Origin of the sequence: Campylobacter sp. BCW_6468 (assembly GCF_001762865.1) — a bacterium.
GTDB lineage: Bacteria > Campylobacterota > Campylobacteria > Campylobacterales > Campylobacteraceae > Campylobacter_D > Campylobacter_D jejuni.
Genome location: NZ_MJXQ01000043.1, coordinates 58,552 through 83,636, shown reverse-complemented (window position 1 = coordinate 83,636; position 25,085 = coordinate 58,552). Strand labels below are relative to the sequence as shown.

Below are 25,085 nucleotides of genomic sequence, written 5' to 3'. Positions count from 1 at the left end.
TTATCATTTTCTAATCAATAATTGAATATAATTATTTCTTGTTTTTTTGATTGATTTATTTTAAAGGAAAAACCCATGCTTAACCCAAATTCAGCCATAGAAAGAGTAAAAAACCATTTAGCTTATAAACTAGGTCAAACTGTGATAGAACATAGACATAACGGGGGGGGGTATATAGCATTATTTAAAAAACTCTATAAAATCAAAAAACAACATAAAAAAGAACAAAAAATTTATCAACAAATCATACAAGTCTTTCCCCAACTTAAATACCCAAGTTTAGAAACATGTTCTGATTATAATGAAGCTTTAAGATGTAAATTCCATTTATCTTACATGATAGGTGAAGTTTTAATTAAGGCTTATCAGAATTGGTATAAAGGAGGTGGATTTAAATTAAAAAATAATATTAAAAAAGCAAATAAAGAATTTCAAATTTTTAGAGAAATTCTAAAAGAATTTAAAGAATTAAATGGTGAAGCTTTAAAAGCTATTCAAGATAATAAACAATTATTCCTAAAAGAATTTCCAAGAATAAAAAATATCTTAAAAACACATCAAGATTATCAACCTATACTAGATAATATCTTTCACAACTTTAATTATTTTATAAAAAATTTCGATCTTATAGAAGAATGGTTATTATCAGATGATTTCAAAGAAAAATATAAAAAAGAAAACCATCCTTATCCTTCATTACTTGATCCTAAAAAACTTAATGATGAAAATGAAAAAATCAATTATCATAACATACCTGCTGAACTTGCTTGGAAGATGAATTTGCCTTTACCGCCCAATTATGAGTTTATGTGGTTTTTTAGCCATGGTGCTGGCGCGTTTACTTTAGGTCAATTTTTTTATCATTTGTTTAAAATTAATATATTGGATTATTTTTGTGGAGGAGACGGGGATATCCGTTATTATAAATTTTATAATAAATTGTTAGAATTAAAAGATAAAAGAAATATTATTACTATAAATGATATAGACCCATCATGGTATGGCAATCAGCATAAAAGAGATAAATTATTTTCATCTTTTCAAAAAATAACTCCTATTCTATTTCAGATAAGGGATCCTATAGAATTGATTAAACATGCTTATGGTAGAAAATGGGGAAATAATTTAGCCAAAACAAAAGAATTTGATTTGAGTTATCAATTTAATGATATCATAACGGAAGTAGAAGTATATAATTATAATTTGCCTAATACTTTGGAAGGACAAAAGCCGCAATCGTTTTTATGGAAATCTTTAATCGAATGTTTTGATAAATTTAATGATTGTTTTTATTTAGATATCTCAAAGATAAGAGGTGAAGAAACTATTCACACATTAAATTATCTATCAAATAAATTTAATTTGAAACAAATTAAGATTAACGATAAAGAGTTTGTAACAAAAAGTTACTTTAAAGGAAATTTATATTTTCTATTGCCTTTGACTTTGTATTTAAATAAAGAAGACTTAAATACAAATATTCCGAATAAAAAGATTAATAAAAACAATAGTTTGATAATTAATATTAATTTTTTTCAAAATGATAATAACTTATTTAATTTATATTCTGAGCTTAGTATTTTAGATATGGATAGTTCAGTGGGTTTTTATATTGATAAGCAAGATTATAATAAATTAAAAAATGATAGTATTTTTTATAAGCAAGTAATAGATTATCTTCGGAATTTTGCTTATGAATTAAAAAATAGAATTCAAATAGAAGAAGATTTGATGCTTAAAGTTGAAGATGTTTTGAGACATTTATATAATAATAAAAATGCTAGAGTAAGTGCTAAAAATATCTTGGATGAAGAATTGGTTTATATTAAACAACATCGTCCAGATATAGTAGCTTCTTGGAAATATTACCAAGAATTTGAAAAAATGTGCAAGGAGTTGGATGGTGATATTTAGGAGAAAGATTTGTAAATTAATAAAAAAAAGATATAATTATGTTTTAATTTAGAAAAAGGAATGAATATGAAACAAGGGGATTTTACAAAAGTTGCAAAACATTATCACAATAGACCTGCTTATAGTCCGTTTTTACTTGAAAAACTTGTAGCTTGTATCAATGATAAAAATAAAAATTTAAAAGATTTAAATATTGTTGAAGTAGGAGCTGGAACTGGAAAACTTACTAAGATGTTGGGAGAAATGTTTGGATGCCAAATTAGTGCTGTGGAACCAAACGATAATATGCGTGAAGAAGGGCAAAAATTTACACAAAATTTATCAAATATTTCTTGGCATAAAGGGAGTGGCGAAGAAACCTGCATGAGCAATAATCAAGCTGATTGGGTCATCATGGCTAGTTCTTTCCATTGGACAGATCCTAAAAAATCTCTCCCAGAATTTAATCGTATATTGACAGGGGGGGGTATTTTACTGCGATTTGGAATCCTCGCCACATTGTAGAGGGTTCGGTTTTTGATGAAATTGAAAAGGAGATTAAACATATTGTTCCAGATCTTGCTCGTGTAAGCAGTGGCACTCAAAATGTTAAAAAATGGGAAGAAATTCTTGTTTCAACAGGAGATTTCATAGACTGCTTTTTTATGGAGTGTGACTATAAAGAGTTTTGGGATAAAGAGCGTTATCTTGGAGCTTGGCATTCTGTAAATGATATACAAGCACAAGCAGGTGAAAAAAGATGGAAGGAAATTTTAGAGATGATAGAAGCTAAAATTTCTCATATGCAAAGTATAGAGATTCCTTATAAAATAAGAGCATGGACAGCTAGAAAAGCATAAAATACCTCCTTTTTTTCATCAAGCTTGTCAAAGATGAAAAAAAGGAAATAAAATGCAAAAACTAGTAGAACAAGTGTGGGATTATACCAAGCATGCTAAATTTTATAGCTATAGACCAAATTATGCTCCAAAAACTATAGATATGCTTATTAGCTTAGTTGGAAAAAAAGATATTAAAGTCGCTGATATCGGTGCAGGAACTGGAAATTTAAGCATTATGCTTTTAGAAAGAGGATGTAAGGTAGTATCTGTAGAACCAAATGATGCGATGCGTGAGATCGGGATAGAAAGAACCAAGGATCAAAAGATTGACTGGGTTAGAGCAACAGGCTTAAACTCAACACTCCAAAATAGTGAATTTGATTGGGTGACTTTTGGTAGTAGTTTTAATGTAATGGATAGAAATGAAGCCTTAGAGGAAGCGCATCGCTTATTAAAATCAGAGGGATATTTTTCTTGTATGTGGAATCACAGGGATTTAAACGATCCTGTGCAAAAAATAGCTGAAGATACTATTGTAGAATTTGTACCAAATTATACAAGGGGAACAAGAAGAGAAGATCAAAGACCAATTATAGAGAGTCGAAAGGATCTTTTTGATAATATTGTTTATATTGAAGAGGATTTTTATTTTCATCAAAGCATTGAAAATTATATTAATGCATGGAAGAGTGTTAAAAATCCTTACTGGGATTTGGAGACTGATGAAGGAAATGAACTTTTTAATAAAATTAGTAATAAAATTTCACAAAGACTTCCTAAGGAATTTAGCATAAAATATACCACTCGTTGTTGGAGTGCTAAAAAAATATAAAACTAAGGAAAAACATGGCGGAGTTAAAATTTAAAACCAAAGCACAAAATTTAAAAAATTTACAAACAAAATTAAAAAAAGCAAAAGTTCTACCTTTGGTTTTAACTTCGCTTGAAGAATTAATATCAAATGAAGATAAAGTTTTACAGGACATTCAAACCTTAAAGGCTAATAGACTCATTATAAGAAGTTCTTCTTTAAGTGAAGATAGCATGAAAAACTCCAATGCAGGTGCTTTTCTTTCTTTGGCAAATATTAAAGCTGATTCTAAAGATGAGTTATTAAAAGCTTTATATGAAGTTGCCAATTCTATGCCATCAAAAAGTGATGAAATTTTAGTTCAACCTATGCTTGAAAACATTACTCTTTGTGGAGTTGGTTTTAGTGTTGATAAGGATAATTTTTCCCCTTATTTTTGTCTTCAATATGATGAAAATGGTTCAAATAGCTCTATTACAGATGGAAGCAGTAAGAGTGCAAAAACTTACTATCATTACAGAAATTATTTAGAATTTAAAGATATTAGACTTCAAAAAATTATAGAACTTATAAAAGAATTAGAAGTTTTATATGATTGTCATTTTTTAGATGTTGAATTTGCATTTGCTATTCAAGATGATAAGGAAGAACTTTTTTGCTTACAAGTGCGTCCTTTGGTTATGCATGAAAAAAATAATTTATTTCATTCTTTACCAAAAGAAGCTTTATATAGATTTTATAAACGTTTTGAGTCTTTAAAAGAATCAAGATCTAGAGTTTTGGGAGATAAAGCTATTTTTGGGGTAATGCCTGATTGGAATCCAGCTGAAATCATAGGGTTAAGACCTAAGCGTTTAGCTTTTAGTTTATATAAAGAAATCATTACGGATAATATCTGGGCGTATCAAAGAGATAATTATGGTTATAGAGATCTAAGATCCCATCCTTTAATCCATTCTTTTTTAGGCATTCCTTATGTGGATGTAAGATTATCTTTTAATTCTTTTATATCAAAAAAATTAGATGAAAATATTGCACAAAAACTTGTCAATTTTTACTTAGATAAGCTTAATAAAAATCATGAATTGCACGATAAGATTGAATTTAATATTGTTTATTCTTGTTATGACTTTAATAGTTCTAAAAAATTAGAAGAACTTTTAAATCATGGTTTTAATGAAAATGAAATCAAAAGATTAGAATTTTCATTATTAGAACTTACAAATAAGATTATTAATCCTAGATCAGGGTTTTATTTAAAAGACATACAAAAAGCTTATAAGCTAAAAGAAAGATATGATGGCATTATTAATTCTAATTTTTCTTTAATTGATAAAATTTATTGGCTTATTGAAGAATGCAAGCGTTATGGAACCTTGCCTTTTGCTGGGGTGGCTAGGGCTGCATTTGTAGCAATGCAACTTTTAAATTCTTTAGTTGAGATTGATTTTATAACCAAAGAGGAAAAAGATGATTTTTTAAATTCACTCAATACAGTGAGCAAAAATTTAAGCAAACAAACAAACCATCTTAATTTTCACAACAAAGATCAATTTTTAAAAGATTTTGGACATTTAAGAGCAGGAACTTATAATATTTTATCTCCAAGATATGATGAAGATTTTGAACTTTATTTTGATGTGGATCAAAAAGATAGTAAAGTTTATTTACAAGATAAAGCTTTTGTTTTTTCAGAAGAAAAGACAAAAGCTTTAAATGCTTTACTTAGAGAACATGGACTAGAAATTAGTGCTTGTGAATTTTTTGATTTTTTAAAACAAGCTATTGAAGGTAGAGAATTGGTAAAATTTGAATTTACTAGATTGCTTTCTAAGGCTATAGTTTATATAGAAGAATTAGGCAAATATTATGGTATTGAAAAAGAAGATTTGGCTCATCTTGATATAAAAAGCATTTTAAATCTTTATTCTAGTCTTTATTCTATAAATCCAAAAGAGCAGTTTGTAGAAGAAATTAATCGCAATAAAAAAGAATATGAACTTACACAAGCTATAAAACTTCCTTCTTTGCTTTGCAATGCCGATGAAATTTTTTCTTTTTATAATCATAGTATTATTCCAAATTTCATTACACAAAAGAGCATCACTGCATTTACGGCGAAAGAAAATGATAAAGATTTAGAAGGAAAGATTGTTTTAATTTATGCAGCAGATCCTGGATATGATTATTTATTTACAAAAAATATAGCAGGACTTATTACATGTTATGGGGGTGCTAATTCACATATGGCCATTCGTGCCTCAGAACTTGGAATGCCTGCTGTTATAGGAGTTGGAGAAGAAAATTTTGAAAAATATTTAAAAGCTAAAAAAATAAATATAGAATGTGAAAGTGAGCAAATATTTTGTTTATAGGTATTACTCAAAGGCTTATTTGCAACGAAAGTTATCATGAAGAAAGAGAATGTTTGGCTTTGGATTGGGGAAAATTATTTAATAAAGATTTATTTAAAAATTTTACTCCTCTTCCTCTTAGCTATGAAATAGATTTTTCTCATTATAAACATCTAATAAAAGCTGTGATATTAAGCGGTGGCAATGATTTAAGTTTTTATAGTCCTAATGTTTTATCTAAAAAGAGAGATTTATACGAAAAGCAAGTTATAGAAATTTGTTTAAAAGAAAAAATACCACTTTTAGGAATTTGCAGAGGAGCTCAGATGATAGCTCATTATTTTAACAGCCATATAAGTCCTTGTGAAAATCATATAGGTAAACATGAAGTATTTTTCTCAAAAGAAAAATTTATAAGTAATTCTTTTCATAATTTTGCTATTGAAAAATTAGGCGAAGATCTTGTAGAACTTTGCTTAGCAAAAGATAATACCATAGAAGCTTTTAAGCATAAGTATGAAAATATTTTTGGTATAATGTGGCATATTGAAAGAGAAAATGGGCTTAATAATATTCAAATTTTAAGAGAGTGGTTTAGTTTAATCAAGGAATAATATGAATGCAATTATCTTAGCAGCAGGTTTTGGATCAAGGCTGATGCCTTTAACAAAAGATCAACCAAAGTGTATGGTTGAGTATAAGAATAAAAAAATCATAGATTATGAAATCGAAGCTTTAAAATCAGCAGGTATAAATGAAATAGCTGTTGTGGGTGGATATTTAAACGATGTGCTAAAAAATTATCTTAATAAATATGATATTGAGCATTTTTTTATTAATTCAAAATATGATAAAACCAATATGGTTCATACTTTTTTTTGCGCTAAAGATTTTATGTTAAAATGCATCGAAGAAAAACAAGATTTGATTATTTCTTATGCGGATATTGTTTATTTTCAAGATTGTGTGCAAAAGCTTATAAATGCCAAAGAAGAACTTGCTATAGTAGTTGATAAGTCTTGGCGTAAGCTTTGGAGCAAACGCTTTGCAAATCCTTTAGAAGATGCTGAAACATTAAAGATGACAAATGGTTATATTATAGAACTTGGAAAAAAAGCTAATGCCTATGATGAGATAGAAGCTCAATATATAGGACTTTTTAAATTTTCTTATCAATTTCTTTCCGAAGTTATTGCTTTTTATGAAATGCTTGATCGAGATATTTTATATGATAATAAAAATTTTGAAAATATGTACATGACAAGTTTTTTACAAGCTTTAATTGAAAAATACAACAACGCAAAAGCAGTGGAAATTGATGGCAATTGGTGTGAAATTGATTTTATGAGTGATTTAGAGGTGCAAATTGATAAATAGTCCTTATATTATTTGGCTTACTGGTTTAGCTGGAAGCGGAAAAACAACTATAGGTCAAGCTTTGTATGAAAAATTAAAGCTAAAATATAAAAATCTTATTTATCTCGATGGAGATGAGTTAAGAGAAATATTAGGACATTATGCATACGATAGACAAGGTCGCATAGATATGGCTTTGAAAAGAGCTAAATTTGCAAAATTTTTAAACGATCAAGGTATGATAGTTATTGTCACTACGATTTCAATGTTTAATGAGATTTATGATTACAATAGAAAGCAATTAAAAAATTATTATGAAATTTATATAGAATGCGATATGCATGAATTAATGCAAAGAGATCAAAAAGGGCTTTATACTAAGGCTTTAAATAAAGAAATTGATAATGTAGTTGGTGTTGATATAGAATTTGATAAACCAGAGGCTGATTTAGTGATTGATAATTCTTGTCGAAATAATTTAGAAGAAAAAGTTGAACTTATAATAAAGAAATTGGCATTGTGAAGCATTACTCAATATCAAAAAAACTTATTGCTAATGCTAGAAATTTTTATACTATTTCTTTGTATAAGAAAAATTTAAAAATCAAAAAAGATGATCTTTTCTTTGGTTGGGGACGCAAAAAATCAGGTTTAAAAGCTATGAATTTAGCTAAAAAATATAAGGCTAAATTCATACTTTTAGAAGATGGATTTATCCGCTCATTAAACTTAGGGGTTGAAAATAGCCCAAGTTTTTCTATGGTTAAAGATGATATAGGCATTTATTATGATGCAACAGCACCTTCAAAGCTTGAAAATCTTTTAAATACTTATGAATTTAAAGATGAAGAAATCAAGCAAGCTAAAAAAGCTATAGAGCTTATCAAAAAATATAAAATTAGCAAGTATAATAACAATCTCGATATTCCAGATGATTATTTTCAAAAAGATGAAAAAAGGGTTTTAATCATCACCCAAACGGCCAATGATGCCTCGCTTGAATTTGGGCTTGCTAAAGGTTTTAAAACCGTCGATATGATAAAAGATGCCATAAAAGAAAATCCTAAATCTAAAATTTATATAAAAATCCATCCTGATGTTTTAAGCGGTAAAAAACAAAGTGATTTAGATATAAATTCCTTACCTAAAGAATGTATTTTAATTACTGAAAATTTTAATCCCATAGCCTTACTTGAGTTTTTTGATAAGGTTTATACCAAAACTTCTGGTATGGGTTTTGAAGCTTTGATGCAAGAATGTGAGTGTATTTGTTATGGTATGCCTTTTTATGCAGGTTGGGGTCTAACAAAAGATAAATTAGAGTGTAAAAGAAGGATGCAAAAAAGAAGTTTAGAAGAAGTTTTCTATGCTGCTTATATACTTTATAGCGAGTATTTTAATCCTTATTTAAATCAAAAAAGTAATATTTTTGATACTATTCAAACTTTAGCAAAATATAAAGATATAGAAAAGGTAAATTCTAACAAGCTTTTTATGTTAGGTTTTACCTTATGGAAAAGGCATTTTATCAAGCCTTTTTTTAAGGCCAAAGATAATAAAATTATTTTTTTAAATTCTTTAAAATCTTTAGCTAGATATAAACTTAAAGAAAATGATAAATTTTTCATTTGGGGTAAAAGGATAGATTATAACGCTCTTAAAACTACTCTTATAAAAAAAGCGCAAGATGAGAATTTGCTCCATTTTACTCCCAAAATTTCTTTAGTTGAAGATGGATTTATTCGCTCAATCTCTTTAGGTTCTGATCTTACGCGCCCTTTTTCTTTAATCGTTGATGATAAAGGACTTTACATAGATCCAAATAAAGCAAGTAAATTAGAAGAGCTTTTGCAAAACGAAATTTTTGATGAAAATATGCTAAATAGGGCAAAAAATATTATAAAAATCTTACTTGAGAACCGCTTTTCAAAATACAATGGCTTAAAGCATGAAGACTTAAAAATCAATGCCAAAATAGGACAAAAGATTATTTTAATCCCTGCTCAAGTTGAAGATGATGCTTCGATGATTTTAGGGGGTTTTGGCTTATCTACTCTTGATTTGCTTAAGGAGGTGCGTTCTAAAAATCAAGATGCTTATATCATCTTTAAACCCCATCCTGATGTGTTAAGCGGCAACCGTGTAGGTTTAAAAGATGAAACACTCATCTTGGAATTTTGTGATGAGATTGTAAAAGATTGCAGTATTGATAGCGCTATAAAAATTGCTGATGAAATTCACACTATTACTTCTACAAGTGGTTTTGATGCTCTTTTAAGAGCTAAAAAAGTTTTTACTTATGGCATGCCTTTTTATGCGGGCTGGGGTTTAACAAAAGATAAATATAGATGCGAAAGAAGAACAAGAAAACTAAGCCTAGAAGAGCTTGTAGCAGGTGCTTTGATCATATATCCAAGATATATAAATCCTAAAACAAAAACTTTATGTGAAATTGAAGTTTGTTTAGATATAATGCTAAATTTACAAAAAGCTTATTTTTCAAAAAAATATATAAAATTGGCAATAGATTTTAAAACTTTTATGCTTAGAAAAATAAGAAGATTTTATGAATTTTTAGCAAAGAAATGAGATTTAGCACTAAAATTAAAAAAGAATTTAGCGGTAAAAATGTTTTACTCTTGCAAGGACCTGTGGGAAATTTTTTTCATCATCTTGCAATGAAAATGAAAAAAAACCAAACCAAAGTTTTTAAACTCAATTTTAACGGCGGAGATTTTTTTTTCTATCCTAGTGGAACGAGGTGTAAGTGTGATGAAAAAGATCTTGAAAATTTCTATAGAGATTTTTTTCAAAATAAAAAAATCGATGCTATTTTAATGTATAATGATTGTCGCATTATACATGCTAAGGCTATTAAAGTGGCTAAAGAATTAGGAATTGAAATATGGATTTTTGAAGAAGGATATTTAAGGCCTTATTGTATTACTTTGGAAAAAGATGGGGTGAATGCAAATTCTTCTTTACCGCGTGATAAAAATTTTTATCTTTCTCAAAATATTTTTACCAAAGAAAGTATAAAAGAAATTCCAGGTGGATTTAAATTTATGGCTTTTGATGCTTTTTTGTATTGGTTGTTTGCTTTTATTTTGGCTCCATTTTTTAACAACAAACTTCATCATCGCACTTTATATCCTTTTGAATTTTTATTTTGGTTTAGATCATTGTATAGAAAGTATCTTTATAAGATTACAGAAAAAAAACTAAATGAAAAGATTTATAATTTAGAAAAAAAGTACTTTTTGGCGATTTTACAAGTTTATAGCGATACGCAAATTAAATATCATTACAAAAAAAGCATAGAGCACTTTATAGAGGAAACCATACTTTCTTTTGCAAACCATGCAAGAGCTAAATCTTATCTAGTTTTTAAACACCATCCCATGGATAGGGGCTATAAGAATTATTCTAAACTCATAAATGATTTAAGTCAAAAATATCATGTAGAAGGAAGGGTTTTATATGTTCATGATACCCACTTGCCAGTTCTTTTAAGAAAGGCTTTGGGTTGTATTACTATAAATTCAACAGTAGGCCTTAGTGCTATTTTAGAAGGCTGTCCGACTAAGGTTTGTGGCAATGCTTTTTATGATTTTGAAGGCTTATCTTATCCAAAAAAACTTCAATTTTTTTGGCGTGAAGCTCATGCTTATAAACCCAATCCTGTTTTGGTATGTAATTTTAAAAAATATCTTTTACAAACTAATCAATTCAACGGCAATTTTTATAAAAATTTCTTTTTAGACAAATAAGACTAAAAAGCTTTGATTAAGAGAGCTTTTAAAGCAAAGTTGTTATAATTAAAAGCAAAAAGAAATTATTGTATGGATAGGGAAGTATTTTATATAGCAGGATATGATCCTAAAAGTTATAGATTTTATTATGATTTATTTAAAAAAAACCTAAAAGATTATTCTCATGCTTTTAGCATTAAAGTTGATTTAAGTAAAATTGAAAAAAATGAGCAATTTCCTTTTTTTCAAATTTCTTGCGAAGGAGTACAAACTAAATATCATTTTTTAACATGGAATGATATTGTTAAGAAAAATTGGTCAGAAAATTATAAAGATGCTTTGGCAGATTGTTATAGTTTTTTTAGAATTTATACTATCACAGGGCTTTTTATCAAATTTGGCAAAGAGTCGATTTATCAACTTATCACAGGTTATTATCCTTTTTTTTATGTGTTATTTTCTTTACTATTTTCTTTGGTTTTGGCTTTTGGAAGTTTTGCTTTTTTGCAAAATTATATGCATTTTTCTTTAGCTATCATCATAGGATGTTTTTTAGGATTTTTACTAAATCATTTTTTATTTAAATTAGGTAAGAAATTAGCTGTATTTTGGATAGCAAGAATTTGTGCTTTTTGTGCTACTTGGCAAGATAAAAAAACAGGCACTATGCAAGAAAGAATCAAGCTTTTTGCAAATACCATAGTAGATAAGCTAAAACAAAATGAAAATAAACAAGATTATGAACTTGTTTTAGTAGCACATAGTGTTGGAACTATAGTTTGTATAGAAGTTTTGGAGTGTATTTTAAGACAAAATTTAGATTTATCTTTACTTCGTAAATTAAAAATTCTTACTTTAGGAGAATGCATTCCTTTAGTGAGTTATCAAAAAAAAGCGGATGAATTTAGAAAGAAGCTTGAATTTGTTTCAAGGTTTGATTTAAAATGGTATGATTACACATCGATTATTGATGGAGCATGTTTTCCTCAAGTGGATTTTTTCCGCACGAGTGGCGTAAATGCTAAATTTACACCTCCATTTTTAAGTGCTAAATTTCACACTTTATATGAAAAACATGAGTATAAAAAAATAAAAAGAGATAAAAACAAAGCGCACTTTTTATATCTTTATAGTATTAGTGTTAAAGGTGATTATGATTTTTTTTCTTTCATCATAATGCCTAAATTTTTAGAAGAAAAGGTAAAAATATGAGTGAATGCCCCTTTTTTCCAAAACCTTATAAAAATAAAGCTTCTACGCTCTTAACTTTTTTGTTAAAGCGTAGATCTTGGCTTGACGGGCTTTATGAGCGTAGTTATAAAATGCAAACAGGCTATGTGAAGATGCCAAATTTTGATCTTTATGTCATAAATGATACTAAAGAAGTTAAAAGAATGATGGTTGATAAGGTTAGAGAATTTCCTAAAAGTGCATTTTTACATGAGCTTTTAAGTCCGCTTTTAGGGGAGAGTATTTTTACTACAAATGGTGAAGTTTGGAAAAAACAAAGAGAACTTTTGCGTCCAAGTTTTGAAATGACTCGTATCAATAAAGTGTTTAATCTTATGAGTGAAGCTGTGGCAGATATGATGGATCGTTTTGGCAAGTATCCAAATCATGCTGTTATCGAAGTAGATGAAGCTATGACTTTTATTACCGCTGATGTGATTTTTCGCACCATTATGTCTTCAAAACTCGATGAGGGAAAAGGTAAAAAAATCTTAAACGCCTTTGTGACTTTTCAAGAGCAAAGCGTGCATACAGCCATGCGTCGTATGTTTCGTTTTCCAAAATGGCTTTCTTATGTGCTAGGAGATCGTAAGCGTGCTAAAGCCGGAGATGTGATCAGACAGGTTTTAAGTGATATCATAAAACCAAGATATGATATGGCAGATAATGCAGAATTTGAAGATATTTTAGGATCTTTGCTTTTAGTAGTGGATGCTGATACAAATAAGCGTTTTTCTTTTGAGGAAATTTTAGATCAAGTGGCTATGCTTTTTTTAGCAGGACATGAAACCACAGCAAGTTCTTTGACATGGACGCTTTATTTGCTTAGTCTTTATCCTAAGGAGCAAGAAAAAGCTTACGAGGAGATTACTCAGGTTTTACAGGGTGGAGTCGTTGAAATTTCGCATCTAAGACAGTTTAAATACTTAACAAATATTTTTAAAGAATCTTTAAGACTTTATCCTCCTGTTGGGTTTTTTGCAAGAGAGGCAAAAAAAGATACCCAAGTTAGAGATAAGCTTATTAAAAAAGGTTCTGGGGTGGTGATTGCTCCTTGGCTGATACACAGACATGAAGAATTTTGGACAAATCCGCATGGATTTAATCCTTCTCGTTTTGAAGGAGAGTACAAAAAAGATGCTTATTTGCCTTTTGGGGCAGGGGAAAGAATTTGTATAGGACAAGGTTTTGCTATGCAAGAAGCGATTTTGATTTTGGCTAATATTTTAAAAACTTACAAACTAGAACTTGAAGAAGGTTTTGTACCTGATGTAGTAGGGCGTTTAACAGTGCGTTCGGCTAATGGTATGAGGATAAAATTTAGCAAAAGAAAGCTATGAAAAGAGTTAGAACTAAAATTCGCGCCAATTTTCGTCGTCGTGTAAAACGCACTTTAAAAGGAAGCTTAAAAGAAAAATTAGCAGGGACTATTCTGCTTTGTGCAATAGTACCTTTAGCAGTTTTAGGATATCTTTTTATCGTGATTATAGGAATTTTTTTTAATACCGCACGAGCAAGACAGGGTGTTAGAGCCTTAGATCATTTTGTAAATGCAAGCTTGTTTAATGGCTATGCTTGGGAGAGCGTTTCTTCTCATGCGTGGCGTGAAAGAAATCGCAAAAAATGGGCAAGGATTGTTATAAAAATCACAGATTTTTTTCAAAAAGATCATTGTAAAAGAGCAAACAAAAGAGAACAACCTGTGGTGGATTTCATACTTTCAAGAAATTTAGACAAGCAAACTATAGGAAAATAATCAAACTACAGCCACTATGGCTATAGCAAAACCATTATCATGAGAAATACTTAGGGAAGTTTGAGTGATATTAAAATCTTTTGTAATTTTTTGAGAATATTTTAATTTAGGCGCGTTTTTTTCATCTTTTGATATTTCAATATCAAAAAAACTGCATAATTCACAAATTCCAACACCCAAAGCCTTGCTAGCGGCTTCTTTAGCAGCCCAAAGACCTGCTAGAGTTGCTGGATTTTTAATGAGTATTTGTTCTTTTGGGCTTAGAAATTTATCCAAAAAATTTTTGCCATGTCTAGAATGAATTTTTTCTATTCTAGAAATGGCGATGATATCACAGCCTACACGCATTAAGAAACTACAAAATCCGTAAAATAAACATTTTTAATAAAGCCATCGGTTAAAATTTCATTGATTTTTCCAACTAGCTCATCTTTTAAACGTTCTTTGCCTTTTTGTGTACTTACTTCTTCAAAAGTTTTAGCTGTTAATGTACGAATAATAATATCACGAATGACTGGGACTTTTTTATCAAGTTCAGGTTTTAAAAGTTCGCTATTTTGTTCTAGTTCTATAGTGCATTTTACATATCTTGAGCCGCTATCGCTAAGTAAATTTAGGGTAAAAGGATCAAGTGGATACATAGGACCTATATTAGCAAAATCACTACCTCGCTGAGCAGGAGCTGAAACTTTAGGTTTATCGGCTTTTGCCTCTTCTTTTGGAGCTTCTTTGACTTCACTTTCATCACTTGAACTGCTTGAAATAAGCCAAGCAATTACTCCCATAATACTAAGAAGTAAAACAAAAAGTAAAATAACAATAATAATTACAAGTGAACCGCCTTTTTTCTTTTTCGTTTCTTCGTTTTCTAATTCTTCATCCATAAATTTTCCTTCATTTAGTGAAATTAATGTAAAATTGTAGCAAAAATTTCTTTTCTATCCAAATTTGCTTTAGAAAAACGATAAATTTTAGGTTAAAGAAGAGATGAATTTGAAGGAAAAAAATGTTAGATGTGATTTTTAGGGAATATGATATAAGAGGGCTTTATGGCAAAGAACTAAATGAAAAAAGTGTTAAGGCTATAGGTTTTTGCTTGGGAAAAACCATGCTAAATAAAGGCTGTAAAAATGTAAGCGTGGGCTATGATGCAAGATATAGTGCAAATGAGCTTTTTAATTATCTAATTAGCGGACTTAACAAAGCGGGAATAAAAATCTATGATATAGGGCTTGCGCCAACTCCATTGGGATATTTTAGTCTTTATGAGGGCTTGAAATTTGATGCAAATGTTATGATAACAGGCTCTCATAACCCAAAAGATTATAATGGTTTTAAAATTACTATTAATAAAGAAAGTTTTTTTGGCGTAGAATTAAAAGAGTTTTCAAAAGAAGTTTATAAGCATTTAGATGATGATATTGAAGAAAATTTAGAAGTAGAAAAATACGATATTTTAAACCTTTATGTGAAATTTATGTGCGAGCAATTTAGCTTTTTAAAGGATTTTAATTATAAATTTGGTGTTGATTGCACAAATGGTGCGGCTGGAGTGGTGATAGAGCCTTTAATCAAGACTTTAAATTTAAAAGCTCATGTAATGTTTGCAGAGCCTGATGGACAGTTTCCAAACCATGCTCCAGATCCTACAGAAGAAGAAAACTTAAGTGCGATTAGAGAATTTTTAAATCAAAATCAAGATTATTCTTTAGCTTTTGCTTTTGATGGGGATGCTGATAGAATGGTTGCTTTGAGTAAAACTCATGTATTTTGTGGGGATGAGCTTTGTTATTTGTTTGCTAAAGATATCCCTAATCCACGCATTTTAGGTGAGGTAAAATGTTCTAAAAATCTTTTTGATGAAGTGGCTAAATTTGGAACTATTTTTATGGGAAAAACAGGACATTCTAATATCAAAAAAATGATGAAAGAAAAAGATATTGATTTAGCTGCTGAGGTGAGTGGGCATATTTTCTTTAAACATAGATATTTTGGTTATGATGATGGAATTTATGCATTTTTAAGAGCCTTGGAGCTTGTTTATAAAGGTTTTGATCTAGAAAGTATGATTAGAGCTTTACCAAAACTTTATACTACACCTGAAATTAAAATTCCTGTAAATGAAGAAGAAAAATTCAAACTTGTGGAAGAATTTCAAAAAGAGATTGAAAAAGGAGCTTTAAAAGGTGTTAAAAGTCTTTGTGAAATTGATGGAGCTAGGATAGATTTTGGCGATGGATGGGCTTTACTTCGTGCATCTAATACCAGCCCTTATCTTATCACACGCTTTGAGGCAACATCTTTAGAAAGAGCAAAAGAGCTTGAAAGTATGGTATTTACTTTGTTTAATGATATAAAAGCTAAATTTAAGAATTGATGAGATAATATTCCGCGATTTAATTTATTTTAAAAAGGAATTAAAAATGAAAAAAATACTTATTCTACTTACACTATGTGCTTTTGCTTTTGGTGCAAGTGAATGTGATAGAAAAATCGATCGTATCAATAAAGAAATCAGTTTTTCTAAAGCGCATAATGATACAGCTAGAACTTTAAGCTTAGAGCTTGCTTTAAAACAAGTACAAAATGATTGTGCCAAAGATCCTATGTTTTATGATAAAAAGTTAGAAGCTAAAAAACTTAAAGAACAAGAAGTGGAAAAAATCGAAAAAGAACTTGATGCCTTGAAAGAACAAAAAGATTATATGAGTAAGGCTGAGTATAAAGCTAAAAAAGAAGCTTTAAAAGAACAAAAAGAGAAAATTAAAAAAGAAATTAAAGAATATATTGATAATCTCTAAAAATTAAAAGGCTAATTAAATTTAGCTTTTTTAAACCCTACCTTTTTTAAGGTTTTCTAGTAATTCTTCTATATTATAAATTCCTCTGTGTTCTGGTGTTAAAAGATGGATTAAAATATCGCCAAGATCAATCACGCTCCATTCTTCGCTACTATCTATGTTTAAAAATTCCTCACCTTTGGCTTTAAGTTGTGTTTTAAGCTCATCGATCAAGGATAGAGCGTGTCTTTCTCCTAAAGTAGCTGCAATAATGACATATTTTACAAAGTATTCTTGCTCGCTCATGTCAATGGTTTTGATATTTTCAGCTTTTTTTTCATCTAAAATTTTAACGATTAAATCTATTCTTTCTTGCATTATTGTCCTTTAATTTTTGAAATTGTATCAATTTTTTTGTAATTTTTCATAATATTTTTTTACTTCATCTTTAATTTCTTCACAAACCTCATTTGTATTTAAAGTGTCGCGTATGAAAGAAGAAGCGATTTTTTTATTGGTTTTTAAATCTTTGAAATTCTTAGGAATTCCTATATCATTGCGATTGGCAATAACAAATTCTACTAAAGAATTGAGTTTTTCAAAATCATGCCAAAGATGAAGTTTTTCTAAATGATCTGCGCCAATTAAAAGATAAAATTTACTAGGATTATAAAGCTTATAAAGATACTTAACACTTTCTATGCTAGGAACAGGGCGTTTTTGCCTGATTTCAAAATCGCAAATTTCAACTTTTGGCAAATGTCCCCAAAGTTTTTTAACCCATAAGAATCTTTGCTTTTCATCAGCACTAAAACTTTGTTTAAAAGGATTGATATAAGTAGGCATAATAATAAGTTTATCAATATCTAATTTTTCCAAAGCCTCTAAAACAACGCTATTATGACCATTATGCGGTGGATCAAAACTGCCACCAAAAAGTGCTATCTTCATTAAAATTTTAACCTTTTTTTTGTAGAATATTAGCATTATATTTTGCAAAAGGAAATTAAATGGCTGTAAAAGTTGCTATAAATGGTTTTGGACGCATAGGCAGATGTGTTGCAAGAATCATTTTAGAAAGAAATGATATTGAGCTTGTGGCGATAAATGATACTACGGATATTGAACTTACAAAATACCTTTTTAAATACGATACAGTACATGGTGAATTTAAAGGCAGTGTTGATAGTGAAGGCGATGATTTAGTGGTAAATGGTAAAAAAATCAAAGTATTTAAAAGTCGCAATGTAAAAGATCTTGACTTTGCAAAACACGGCGCACAAATTGTTTTAGAGTGTACAGGAGCGCATTTAACTATGGCAAAATGTCAAGAATTTATAGATATGGGAGTGCAAAAAGTGATCATGAGTGCTCCTGCAAAAGATGATACACCTACTTATGTTTTAGGAGTAAATTCAGAACTTTACAAGGGTGAAAGCATTATTTCTAATGCAAGTTGTACAACAAATTGTTTAGGTCCTGTTTGTCGTGTTTTACAAGATAATTTTGGTATAGAAAAAGGACTTATGACAACAATACATGCTTATACAAATGGACAAAGTATTATTGATGCTAAGGCCAAAGATAAACGCCGTTCTCGTGCCGCAGCGCAAAATATCATTCCAACTTCTACAGGCGCAGCAAAAGCTATGAAACTTGTTATGCCTGAACTTAATGGCAAGCTTCACGGACAAAGTATGCGTGTGCCAGTGATTGATGTATCAAGCGTGGATTTAACTGCGCAGCTAAGCCGTAAAGTCAGCAAAGATGAAATCAATGAAGCTTTTAGAAAAGCTGCAGCTACAAATTTAAAAGGCATTTTAATGGTGGATGATGATGAAAGAGTTTCAAGCGATTTTATCACTTGTTCTTATGGAGCCATTGTAGCAAGTGATTTAACTCAAGTGATTATGGATGATTTTATCAAGGTAATTGCTTGGTATGATAATGAATGGGGCTATTCAAGTCGTCTGGTAGATATGGCAGTATATATTGCAAATAAGGCTTAATCATGAGTGATATTATTTCTATAAAAGACATTGATTTAGCTAAGAAAAAAGTTTTTATAAGATGTGATTTTAATGTTCCTCAAGATGATTTTTTAAATATCACTGATGATAGACGCATAAGATCAGCTATTCCTACGATAAGATATTGTTTGGATAATGGTTGTAGTGTGATTTTAGCCTCTCATTTAGGGCGTCCAAAAGAAATTAGTTCCAAGTATTCTTTAGAACCTGTTGCTAAGCGTCTTGCTAGACTTTTAGATAAAGAAATTATTATGGCAAAAGATGTTATCGGCGAAGATGCAAAAACCAAAGCTATGAATTTAAAAGCAGGTGAAATTTTACTTCTTGAAAATTTACGTTTTGAAAAAGGCGAAACTAAAAATGATGAAAATTTAGCCAAAGAACTTGCTTCTATGGTTCAAGTTTATATCAATGATGCTTTTGGAGTATGCCATAGAGCACATTCTAGCGTGGAGGCTATTACTAAATTCTTTGATGAAAAACACAAAGGTGCAGGATTTTTACTCCAAAAAGAAATTGATTTTGCAAGCAATCTTATCAAACATCCAGCACGTCCTTTTGTCGCTGTTGTTGGAGGTTCAAAGGTAAGTGGAAAACTTCAAGCATTGACAAATTTATTACCAAAGGTAGATAAATTAATCATAGGCGGAGGTATGGCATTTACTTTTTTAAAAGCCTTAGGTTATGATATAGGAAATTCACTTTTAGAAGAAGAACTTTTAGAAGAAGCTAATAAAATTCTTACCAAGGGTAAAAATTTAGGAGTGAAAATTTATCTTCCAGTAGACGTTGTAGCCGCTCCTGCGTGCTCACAAGATGCGCCGATGAAATTTGTTCCAGCGCAAGAAATTCCAAATGGTTGGATGGGTTTAGATATAGGACCTGCAAGTGTGAGACTTTTTAAAGAGGTGATTTCTGATGCGCAAACGATTTGGTGGAATGGACCTATGGGTGTTTTTGAAATTGATAAATTTTCAAAAGGCAGTATTAAAATGAGTCATTATATCAGCGAAGGACATGCAACTTCTGTTGTTGGAGGCGGTGATACGGCTGATGTGGTTGCGCGCGCAGGCGATGCAGATGAGATGACTTTTATTTCTACTGGAGGTGGTGCTTCTCTTGAGCTTATAGAAGGCAAAGAACTTCCAGGTGTAAAAGCTTTAAGATCTAAGGAAAATGAATGATCTTTGCTGCAAATTTAAAATGCAATCACACAAGAGCAAGTTTTAAAATTTATGCTGAAATTTTAAATAAAACTATGGGAGCAAAATGTGATGATATTATCGTTTTCCCACCTAGTGTAGCATTTTTAGAAAATGAAAATAACTTCATACAAGGAGCCCAAAATTTTTATCCTTGTGTTAATGGTGCTTTTACAGGCGAGCTTGGAAAAGAGCATTTGGACGAATTTGGGATCAAATGTGTTTTAATCGGGCATTCTGAAAGAAGAGCTTTAGGAGATGAAGAGCTTATTGGAGCTAAATTTGATTTTGCTAAAGAGCATGGTTATAAAATTGTTTTTTGTATAGGTGAAAATTTAGATACAAAAAATTCAGGCAAGACTTTAGAGTTTTTAAAAAAACAACTTGAAATTATTGATTTAAATTATGAAAGACTCATTATCGCTTATGAGCCTATTTATTCTATAGGAACGGGAGTGAGTGCACAAAGTACAGATATCGCTAAAGTGCTTGAATTTTTAGTGAGTTTAACCAAGGCGCCTTTGCTTTATGGTGGAAGCGTGAATGAAAATAATATTAAAGAAATTCTAAGTGTAAAATATTGTGGTGGAGTTTTGATAGGCTCTGCAGCTTTAAAAGTAGAAAATTTTATAAAATTAATCAAAGGATAAAAGATGATTATGAAGGGTAAAAAAGGCCTTATTGTAGGGGTTGCGAATAATAAATCTATCGCTTATGGCATAGCAAAAGCATGTTTTGATCAAGGAGCCCAGCTCGCTTTTACTTTTTTAAATGATGCTTTAAAAAAACGCGTAGAACCTATAGCACAAGAGTTTAATTCTAATTTTGTTTATAAGCTTGATGTAAACAATAATGAGCATTTAGATTCTATCGCTGAAAAAATCAAAAAAGATTTAGGCGAGATTGATTTTGTAGTGCATGCGGTTGCTTTTGCTCCAAAAGAAGCTTTAGAAAATTCTTTTTTAGAAACTTCAAAAGAAGCTTTTGATATAGCTATGCAAACTTCTGTGTATTCTTTACTTTCTTTAACACGTGCAGTTTTACCTATTTTAAAAGATAAGGGTTCGATTTTGACTTTAAGTTATCTTGGAGGGGTTAAATATGTGCCTCATTATAATGTTATGGGTGTAGCAAAAGCTGCGCTTGAAAGTTCTGTGCGTTATTTGGCAAGAGATTTAGGGGTAAAAGGAATTCGTGTTAATGCTATTTCAGCAGGTCCTATTAAAACTTTAGCAGCAAGTGGAATAGGGGATTTTAGAATGATTTTAAAATACAATGAAATCAATTCTCCTTTAAAACGCAATGTTAGTATAGAAGATGTAGGAAATTCGGCCATGTACTTACTTAGCGATTTAGCAAATGGTGTTACAGGTGAAATACATTATGTTGATGCAGGATATAACATCATGGGCATGGGTGATGTTGAAAAAAATGAAGAAGGGCAAACTGTTCTTTGTTGGGATAATCAAAAAGGATAAAAAATGACAAAGCTTAGCAATGAAGAATTAAAAAATATACTTGAAGATCGCATTAAAAAACTTGAGAATTCTACTTTAAAAGAGGATAAGGTTATCAATGAAGAAAGTGTAAAAATTCTTGCTAGGCATTTATCTTTAGGCAATGAAATTCCAGCTCTTGCTCAAAGATTTTTTCAAATCACACCTAAAACAAAGTTAGTATGGCTTCATCTTTGTGAATGTACAGGGTGTAGCGAGAGTTTGTTGCGTTCTGAGTTGCCAAGTTTTGATGAGCTTATTTTTGATTTTTTTTCTTTAGAATATCATGAAACTTTAATGGCAGCAAATGGCACTAAGGCTGAAGAACTTTTAGAGCATGTTTTAGAAGAAGATTTTATTTTAGCGGTTGAAGGTGGTGTTGCAGCCATTGATACCTTTTTTCTTACTATAGGAGCGCAAGGAGAGAGTGGCTATGAAATTTTAGAAAAACTAGCCGCTAAAGCCAAGGCTATCTTTGCAGTGGGTACTTGTTCAAGTTATGGTGGTATTCAGGCTGCTTATCCAAATCCTAGTAAAACTTGTGGTATTAGCGAAGTCTTAAGTCAAAAAGTAGTAAATATCCCAGGTTGTCCTCCAAGTGATATAAATATCATTGCGACTTTAAGTTTTTTTGCTTTATTTGGAGTTTTGCCTGAACTTGATGAGCAAAATCGTCCTGTGTGGGCTTATGGTAAATGTTTGCATGATATGTGTGAAAGAAAGGCGAAATTTGAAAGTGGGATTTTTGCTGAACATTTTGACGATGAAGCTGCAAAGAATGGAGCTTGTTTATTTAAGATAGGTTGTAAAGGACCTTATACTTACAACAACTGTCCTAAAGTGAAATTTAATGCTAAAACTTCTTGGCCAGTGGCTGCAGGACATGGTTGTATAGCCTGTAGTGAGAAAAATTTTTGGGATGAGTTTGGGAATTATGAAAAACCTATGGCAAATATTTTTTCTTACGCTAAACTTTGCAATGAAGAGTTAAAACAAGAATTTTTTCTAGAAGAGCAAATTAAAATTTTAGAACAAATAGATTTTGAATTTGAAAGCAATATAAAACTTATTTTACAAAATATAGCTAAAAATAAATTAGGTGCTTCGCTTGTAGAAAATTATAAAAAATCCTTTGAGAAAAACTATGCTTTTATAGAACAAAATTTTGATGAAAATCCTATGCCTTCAAAAGATTTTTGGAAATATCTTGAGATGAGTTTTATTTTGGTTAAAGGCGCATTTTTAAAAGATAAGAATGATTTTTTAATTGCGGCAAAAAATTATGCTTTTAAACATGCAAGTCCTTATGATTTTAAGTTAAATATGAATGCTGAAAAACCAAAGCTTGATGTGAGTAAATCTTTTCGTATGACTTTAATCTATCTTTGCGGTGGGCTTGATTTTGAAGGTATTGCTTATAGTATTTTAAAAGCTTTTGAAGATAATATTACTAAAATTTCATCATTAAAAGCAAGTTAATTTAATAAAATTTTAGCAATATGAAACCCTATAAAAGCTACTATATAAGCACTTGTGCAGGTAAAAAGAAAGAGAAAGAGAGTATATTTTAGCTTTCCACTTTCTTTTGAAAAAACTATAGTTGCTGCAAAGCAGGGATTATAAATCATTACAAATAAAATAAAAGCCACTGCACTTGGTATAGGTATATTTTTGGCAATAATTCCTTTTAAATCATTATTTGTTTCATCTACATCTTTTCCTAGTGAATAAAGTACTCCCATAGTTGAAATCATCACTTCTTTAGCGGCCAAACCACTGATTAAAGATACGCTTAATTTCCAATCTAACTCAAGGGGTTTAAAAATAGGTTCTATGCCTTTGCCAAATTGTCCTAGATAACTTTGTTCTATAGCTCTTTCTTGAGCGTTAAAATCATTTAAATTTTCTTCATTTTTTGGAAAATTGCTAGCAAACCATATGAGCAAAGAGGCTAAAAGTATGAAAGTTCCTGCTTTTTTAAGATACATTTTGGCTTTATTATAAACCATAAACCAAACTAAATGCCAATTTGGCATACGATATTTTGGCATTTCCATAACAAAAGGTTCATCAAGTCCACGAAATGCTGTCATTCTTAAAAATTTTGCAGCACAAAGTCCCAAAATCGCACCTAAAATATAAATTCCAAAAAGATAATTTCCTGCTTTTTCACTTGGAAAAAAAGCACCGATAAAAAGCACATATACAGGAAGTCTTGCCCCGCAACTCATAAAATTGATCACAAAAAGAGTTAAAAGTCTATCTCTTTTGTTCTTAAGAGTGCGTGTAGCCATAAAAGCAGGTACCGAACAACCAAAACCAGTGATTAGCGGAATAAAACTTTTACCATGCAAACCAAATTTATGTAAAATCCCATCAAGTAAAAAAGCTACTCTTGACATATAGCCTGTGGTTTCTAAAAGAGCTATGCCTAAAAATAAAATTATTATATTAGGTAAAAAAAGTATCACAGCACCAACACCTGCGATAATCCCATCAGCTAAAGCTGAAGCGATGAAGGTATTAGAAATATTGTTTTTAACAAGTTCACCTAAGGCATTAAAGCCTGATTCTATATAATCCATAGGAATTTGCCCTAAGCTAAAGGTGAGTTGAAATAAAAGCCACATTAAAAATAAAAATATAGGTAAGCCAAAGAATTTATGGATAAGTAAGGCATCGATTTTTTTGGTTAAATTTCTTTCTTCTTTTTTGTGTGTGATAATTTTTTTTGAAAGTTCATTAATAAAATATAATAAATCTTCTTTTTCCGGACTTTTTTCGCAAAGCGGAGTATAAAATTGAGATCTTGGAATAAATTTACTTTCAAATAAAATAATAATTTTTTGCAGCAAAAGTTCTAAATTTCTTTTGTTTTTGCTGAAATTTCAACAACTTGACTTTGAAATTCTTGGCTTAAAATAGAAGTGTCAAGCTCTATACCTTCTTTTTTGGCTTCATCGCACATATTTAAAGCTAAAAGCATTTTTTTATTAAGGCTTAAAAGTTCTGCACTAAGGATAAGATTACGTTCTAAATTGGTAGCATCTAAAACATTAACAATAACATCATAGTCATTTTGATTTAAAAAATGGCGTGTGATTTTTTCTTCTTCACTATATCCATCTAAAGAATAAGTTCCTGGTAAATCAATGACTTCAAATTCATAGTTTTTGTAAAAAGTTTTTGCACTTGCTTTTTCTATAGTAACTCCGCTAAAATTTCCTACTTTCATATTAGCTTTGCAAAGCGCATTAATAAGAAGACTTTTGCCTACATTAGGCTGACCTACAAGGGCTATTTTGATTTTTTTCATATAAGATTCACTTCTATGGTTTTAGCTTCATCAGATCTTAGGATAACACAACTTGCATCAAGCTCTACCATTATGGTGGCATTTTTTAAAGAGGAGTGAATTTTTTTCAAGTTTTTATTTTTGATAAATCCAAAGCTTAAAAGTCTATTTTTGAGTTCTTTTTGAGCGCTTAAATTGACAATAATAGCCTTTTGTCCATCTTTTAAATTATCTAAAGTCATTGTAATTCCTAAATTAATAATAAATATTATAATAAAAAAGTGTAAT

At 30.0% G+C, this 25,085-nt stretch carries 22 protein-coding genes and 3 pseudogenes; 19 read left to right on the top strand and 6 right to left on the bottom strand.

The annotated features are described in order from the left end of the window. The first annotated feature begins 75 nt into the window (after window positions 1–75). The 12 genes and pseudogenes from AJ889_RS09010 to AJ889_RS08955 all read left to right on the top strand — a co-directional run bounded on the left by AJ889_RS09010 (window position 76) and on the right by AJ889_RS08955 (window position 13,994). Complete coding sequence (locus tag AJ889_RS09010) at window positions 76–1,914, top strand: DUF2972 domain-containing protein (RefSeq protein WP_070293366.1); 1,839 nt, start codon at window positions 76–78, stop codon at window positions 1,912–1,914. Between the two features lie 66 nt (window positions 1,915–1,980). Beyond that, a pseudogene (locus tag AJ889_RS09005) lies at window positions 1,981–2,753 on the top strand (class I SAM-dependent methyltransferase). Window positions 2,754–2,805: 52 nt separating this feature from the next. After that, complete coding sequence (locus AJ889_RS09000) at window positions 2,806–3,567, top strand: class I SAM-dependent methyltransferase (protein ID WP_002857976.1); 762 nt, start codon at window positions 2,806–2,808, stop codon at window positions 3,565–3,567. 14 nt (window positions 3,568–3,581) lie between these two features. Next, complete coding sequence (locus AJ889_RS08995; RefSeq protein WP_002934905.1) at window positions 3,582–5,921, top strand: PEP-utilizing enzyme; 2,340 nt, start codon at window positions 3,582–3,584, stop codon at window positions 5,919–5,921. After that, window positions 5,912–6,514, top strand: a complete 603-nt coding sequence (locus AJ889_RS08990; RefSeq protein ID WP_002934904.1) for a gamma-glutamyl-CDP-amidate hydrolase — start codon at window positions 5,912–5,914, stop codon at window positions 6,512–6,514. Before AJ889_RS08995 ends, AJ889_RS08990 begins: the two co-directional genes overlap by 10 nt. 1 nt (window position 6,515) lies before the next feature. Continuing rightward, entirely contained in the window at window positions 6,516–7,277 is a 762-nt protein-coding gene (locus tag AJ889_RS08985) for a CTP:phosphoglutamine cytidylyltransferase (RefSeq protein ID WP_052797116.1), read from the top strand. Beyond that, complete coding sequence (locus tag AJ889_RS08980; RefSeq protein WP_002934900.1) at window positions 7,267–7,779, top strand: cytidine diphosphoramidate kinase; 513 nt, start codon at window positions 7,267–7,269, stop codon at window positions 7,777–7,779. The genes AJ889_RS08985 and AJ889_RS08980 overlap by 11 nt, the downstream gene beginning before the upstream one ends. After that, window positions 7,776–9,845, top strand: a complete 2,070-nt coding sequence (locus tag AJ889_RS08975) for a capsular polysaccharide biosynthesis protein (protein ID WP_002934899.1) — start codon at window positions 7,776–7,778, stop codon at window positions 9,843–9,845. Before AJ889_RS08980 ends, AJ889_RS08975 begins: the two co-directional genes overlap by 4 nt. Next, entirely contained in the window at window positions 9,842–11,026 is a 1,185-nt protein-coding gene (kpsS, locus tag AJ889_RS08970; RefSeq protein WP_002868491.1) for a capsule polysaccharide modification protein KpsS, read from the top strand. Before AJ889_RS08975 ends, kpsS begins: the two co-directional genes overlap by 4 nt. A gap of 72 nt (window positions 11,027–11,098) precedes the next feature. Beyond that, window positions 11,099–12,220, top strand: a complete 1,122-nt coding sequence (locus tag AJ889_RS08965; RefSeq protein ID WP_002860382.1) for a hypothetical protein — start codon at window positions 11,099–11,101, stop codon at window positions 12,218–12,220. Then, window positions 12,217–13,578, top strand: a complete 1,362-nt coding sequence (locus AJ889_RS08960) for a cytochrome P450 (RefSeq protein ID WP_002934898.1) — start codon at window positions 12,217–12,219, stop codon at window positions 13,576–13,578. Before AJ889_RS08965 ends, AJ889_RS08960 begins: the two co-directional genes overlap by 4 nt. Continuing rightward, entirely contained in the window at window positions 13,575–13,994 is a 420-nt protein-coding gene (locus AJ889_RS08955; RefSeq protein WP_002780440.1) for a hypothetical protein, read from the top strand. The genes AJ889_RS08960 and AJ889_RS08955 overlap by 4 nt, the downstream gene beginning before the upstream one ends. Here the strand turns inward: AJ889_RS08955 and acpS are convergent, their stop codons facing one another. Together acpS and fliL are read right to left on the bottom strand one after the other, a co-directional pair. Further along, window positions 13,995–14,342, bottom strand: coding sequence for a holo-ACP synthase (gene acpS / locus AJ889_RS08950; protein WP_002780441.1), 348 nt, complete (start codon window positions 14,340–14,342; stop codon window positions 13,995–13,997). Next, entirely contained in the window at window positions 14,342–14,878 is a 537-nt protein-coding gene (gene fliL / locus AJ889_RS08945) for a flagellar basal body-associated protein FliL (protein ID WP_002780442.1), read from the bottom strand. The genes acpS and fliL overlap by 1 nt, the downstream gene beginning before the upstream one ends. A 103-nt stretch (window positions 14,879–14,981) precedes the next feature. Here fliL and pgmL point away from each other — a divergent pair. After that, window positions 14,982–16,371, top strand: a pseudogene (gene pgmL, locus AJ889_RS08940) (phosphoglucosamine mutase PgmL). 46 nt (window positions 16,372–16,417) lie between these two features. Next, the gene (locus tag AJ889_RS08935) at window positions 16,418–16,795 is read left to right on the top strand and encodes a DUF1090 family protein (RefSeq protein WP_002860386.1); all 378 of its coding nucleotides are present in this window, start codon (window positions 16,418–16,420) and stop codon (window positions 16,793–16,795) included. A 30-nt stretch (window positions 16,796–16,825) separates the two neighbouring features. Here AJ889_RS08935 and rsfS read toward each other — a convergent pair whose 3' ends face one another. Both rsfS and nadD read right to left on the bottom strand, forming a co-directional pair. After that, window positions 16,826–17,152 carry a ribosome silencing factor gene (gene rsfS, locus AJ889_RS08930; RefSeq protein WP_002825802.1) on the bottom strand — a complete coding sequence of 109 codons (327 nt, stop codon included), beginning with the start codon at window positions 17,150–17,152 and terminating at the stop codon, window positions 16,826–16,828. 27 nt (window positions 17,153–17,179) lie between these two features. Continuing rightward, window positions 17,180–17,725, bottom strand: a complete 546-nt coding sequence (nadD, locus tag AJ889_RS08925) for a nicotinate (nicotinamide) nucleotide adenylyltransferase (protein ID WP_002780449.1) — start codon at window positions 17,723–17,725, stop codon at window positions 17,180–17,182. A gap of 59 nt (window positions 17,726–17,784) precedes the next feature. Here nadD and gap point away from each other — a divergent pair, with 59 nt between their 5' ends. From gap to AJ889_RS08900, 5 genes are read left to right on the top strand one after another with little or no spacing between them, the layout of a single operon-like run. Next, window positions 17,785–18,783 carry a type I glyceraldehyde-3-phosphate dehydrogenase gene (gene gap / locus AJ889_RS08920; RefSeq protein WP_002860388.1) on the top strand — a complete coding sequence of 333 codons (999 nt, stop codon included), beginning with the start codon at window positions 17,785–17,787 and terminating at the stop codon, window positions 18,781–18,783. Between the two features lie 2 nt (window positions 18,784–18,785). Next, window positions 18,786–19,988 carry a phosphoglycerate kinase gene (locus AJ889_RS08915; RefSeq protein WP_002783833.1) on the top strand — a complete coding sequence of 401 codons (1,203 nt, stop codon included), beginning with the start codon at window positions 18,786–18,788 and terminating at the stop codon, window positions 19,986–19,988. Further along, window positions 19,985–20,656 carry a triose-phosphate isomerase gene (locus AJ889_RS08910; RefSeq protein ID WP_002860389.1) on the top strand — a complete coding sequence of 224 codons (672 nt, stop codon included), beginning with the start codon at window positions 19,985–19,987 and terminating at the stop codon, window positions 20,654–20,656. The genes AJ889_RS08915 and AJ889_RS08910 overlap by 4 nt, the downstream gene beginning before the upstream one ends. Before the next feature lie 3 nt (window positions 20,657–20,659). After that, entirely contained in the window at window positions 20,660–21,484 is an 825-nt protein-coding gene (fabI, locus tag AJ889_RS08905) for an enoyl-ACP reductase FabI (RefSeq protein ID WP_002901824.1), read from the top strand. A 3-nt stretch (window positions 21,485–21,487) separates the two neighbouring features. Continuing rightward, window positions 21,488–22,981, top strand: coding sequence for a hydrogenase small subunit (locus AJ889_RS08900; RefSeq protein WP_032584831.1), 1,494 nt, complete (start codon window positions 21,488–21,490; stop codon window positions 22,979–22,981). Here AJ889_RS08900 and feoB read toward each other — a convergent pair. Beyond that, window positions 22,978–24,818 (bottom strand): annotated as a pseudogene (gene feoB, locus AJ889_RS08895) (ferrous iron transport protein B). The gene AJ889_RS08900 and the pseudogene feoB overlap by 4 nt on opposite strands. Then, window positions 24,815–25,039 carry a ferrous iron transport protein A gene (locus tag AJ889_RS08890; protein ID WP_002859677.1) on the bottom strand — a complete coding sequence of 75 codons (225 nt, stop codon included), beginning with the start codon at window positions 25,037–25,039 and terminating at the stop codon, window positions 24,815–24,817. The pseudogene feoB and the gene AJ889_RS08890 overlap by 4 nt, the downstream one beginning before the upstream one ends. Between the last annotated feature and the right edge of the window lie 46 nt (window positions 25,040–25,085).

What these genes read in the sequence shown, in the direction of transcription:
- AJ889_RS09010 (WP_070293366.1), top strand. Translation starts at nt 76, where the DNA reads ATGCTTAACCCAAATTCAGCCATAGAAAGAGTAAAAAACCATTTAGCT.
- AJ889_RS09000 (WP_002857976.1), top strand. Translation starts at nt 2,806, where the DNA reads ATGCAAAAACTAGTAGAACAAGTGTGGGATTATACCAAGCATGCTAAA.
- AJ889_RS08995 (WP_002934905.1), top strand. Translation starts at nt 3,582, where the DNA reads ATGGCGGAGTTAAAATTTAAAACCAAAGCACAAAATTTAAAAAATTTA.
- AJ889_RS08985 (WP_052797116.1), top strand. Translation starts at nt 6,516, where the DNA reads ATGAATGCAATTATCTTAGCAGCAGGTTTTGGATCAAGGCTGATGCCT.
- kpsS (WP_002868491.1), top strand. Translation starts at nt 9,842, where the DNA reads ATGAGATTTAGCACTAAAATTAAAAAAGAATTTAGCGGTAAAAATGTT.
- AJ889_RS08965 (WP_002860382.1), top strand. Translation starts at nt 11,099, where the DNA reads ATGGATAGGGAAGTATTTTATATAGCAGGATATGATCCTAAAAGTTAT.
- AJ889_RS08960 (WP_002934898.1), top strand. Translation starts at nt 12,217, where the DNA reads ATGAGTGAATGCCCCTTTTTTCCAAAACCTTATAAAAATAAAGCTTCT.
- AJ889_RS08955 (WP_002780440.1), top strand. Translation starts at nt 13,575, where the DNA reads ATGAAAAGAGTTAGAACTAAAATTCGCGCCAATTTTCGTCGTCGTGTA.
- acpS (WP_002780441.1), bottom strand. Translation starts at nt 14,342, where the DNA reads ATGCGTGTAGGCTGTGATATCATCGCCATTTCTAGAATAGAAAAAATT.
- fliL (WP_002780442.1), bottom strand. Translation starts at nt 14,878, where the DNA reads ATGGATGAAGAATTAGAAAACGAAGAAACGAAAAAGAAAAAAGGCGGT.
- AJ889_RS08935 (WP_002860386.1), top strand. Translation starts at nt 16,418, where the DNA reads ATGAAAAAAATACTTATTCTACTTACACTATGTGCTTTTGCTTTTGGT.
- rsfS (WP_002825802.1), bottom strand. Translation starts at nt 17,152, where the DNA reads ATGCAAGAAAGAATAGATTTAATCGTTAAAATTTTAGATGAAAAAAAA.
- nadD (WP_002780449.1), bottom strand. Translation starts at nt 17,725, where the DNA reads ATGAAGATAGCACTTTTTGGTGGCAGTTTTGATCCACCGCATAATGGT.
- gap (WP_002860388.1), top strand. Translation starts at nt 17,785, where the DNA reads ATGGCTGTAAAAGTTGCTATAAATGGTTTTGGACGCATAGGCAGATGT.
- AJ889_RS08915 (WP_002783833.1), top strand. Translation starts at nt 18,786, where the DNA reads ATGAGTGATATTATTTCTATAAAAGACATTGATTTAGCTAAGAAAAAA.
- AJ889_RS08910 (WP_002860389.1), top strand. Translation starts at nt 19,985, where the DNA reads ATGATCTTTGCTGCAAATTTAAAATGCAATCACACAAGAGCAAGTTTT.
- fabI (WP_002901824.1), top strand. Translation starts at nt 20,660, where the DNA reads ATGATTATGAAGGGTAAAAAAGGCCTTATTGTAGGGGTTGCGAATAAT.
- AJ889_RS08900 (WP_032584831.1), top strand. Translation starts at nt 21,488, where the DNA reads ATGACAAAGCTTAGCAATGAAGAATTAAAAAATATACTTGAAGATCGC.
- AJ889_RS08890 (WP_002859677.1), bottom strand. Translation starts at nt 25,039, where the DNA reads ATGACTTTAGATAATTTAAAAGATGGACAAAAGGCTATTATTGTCAAT.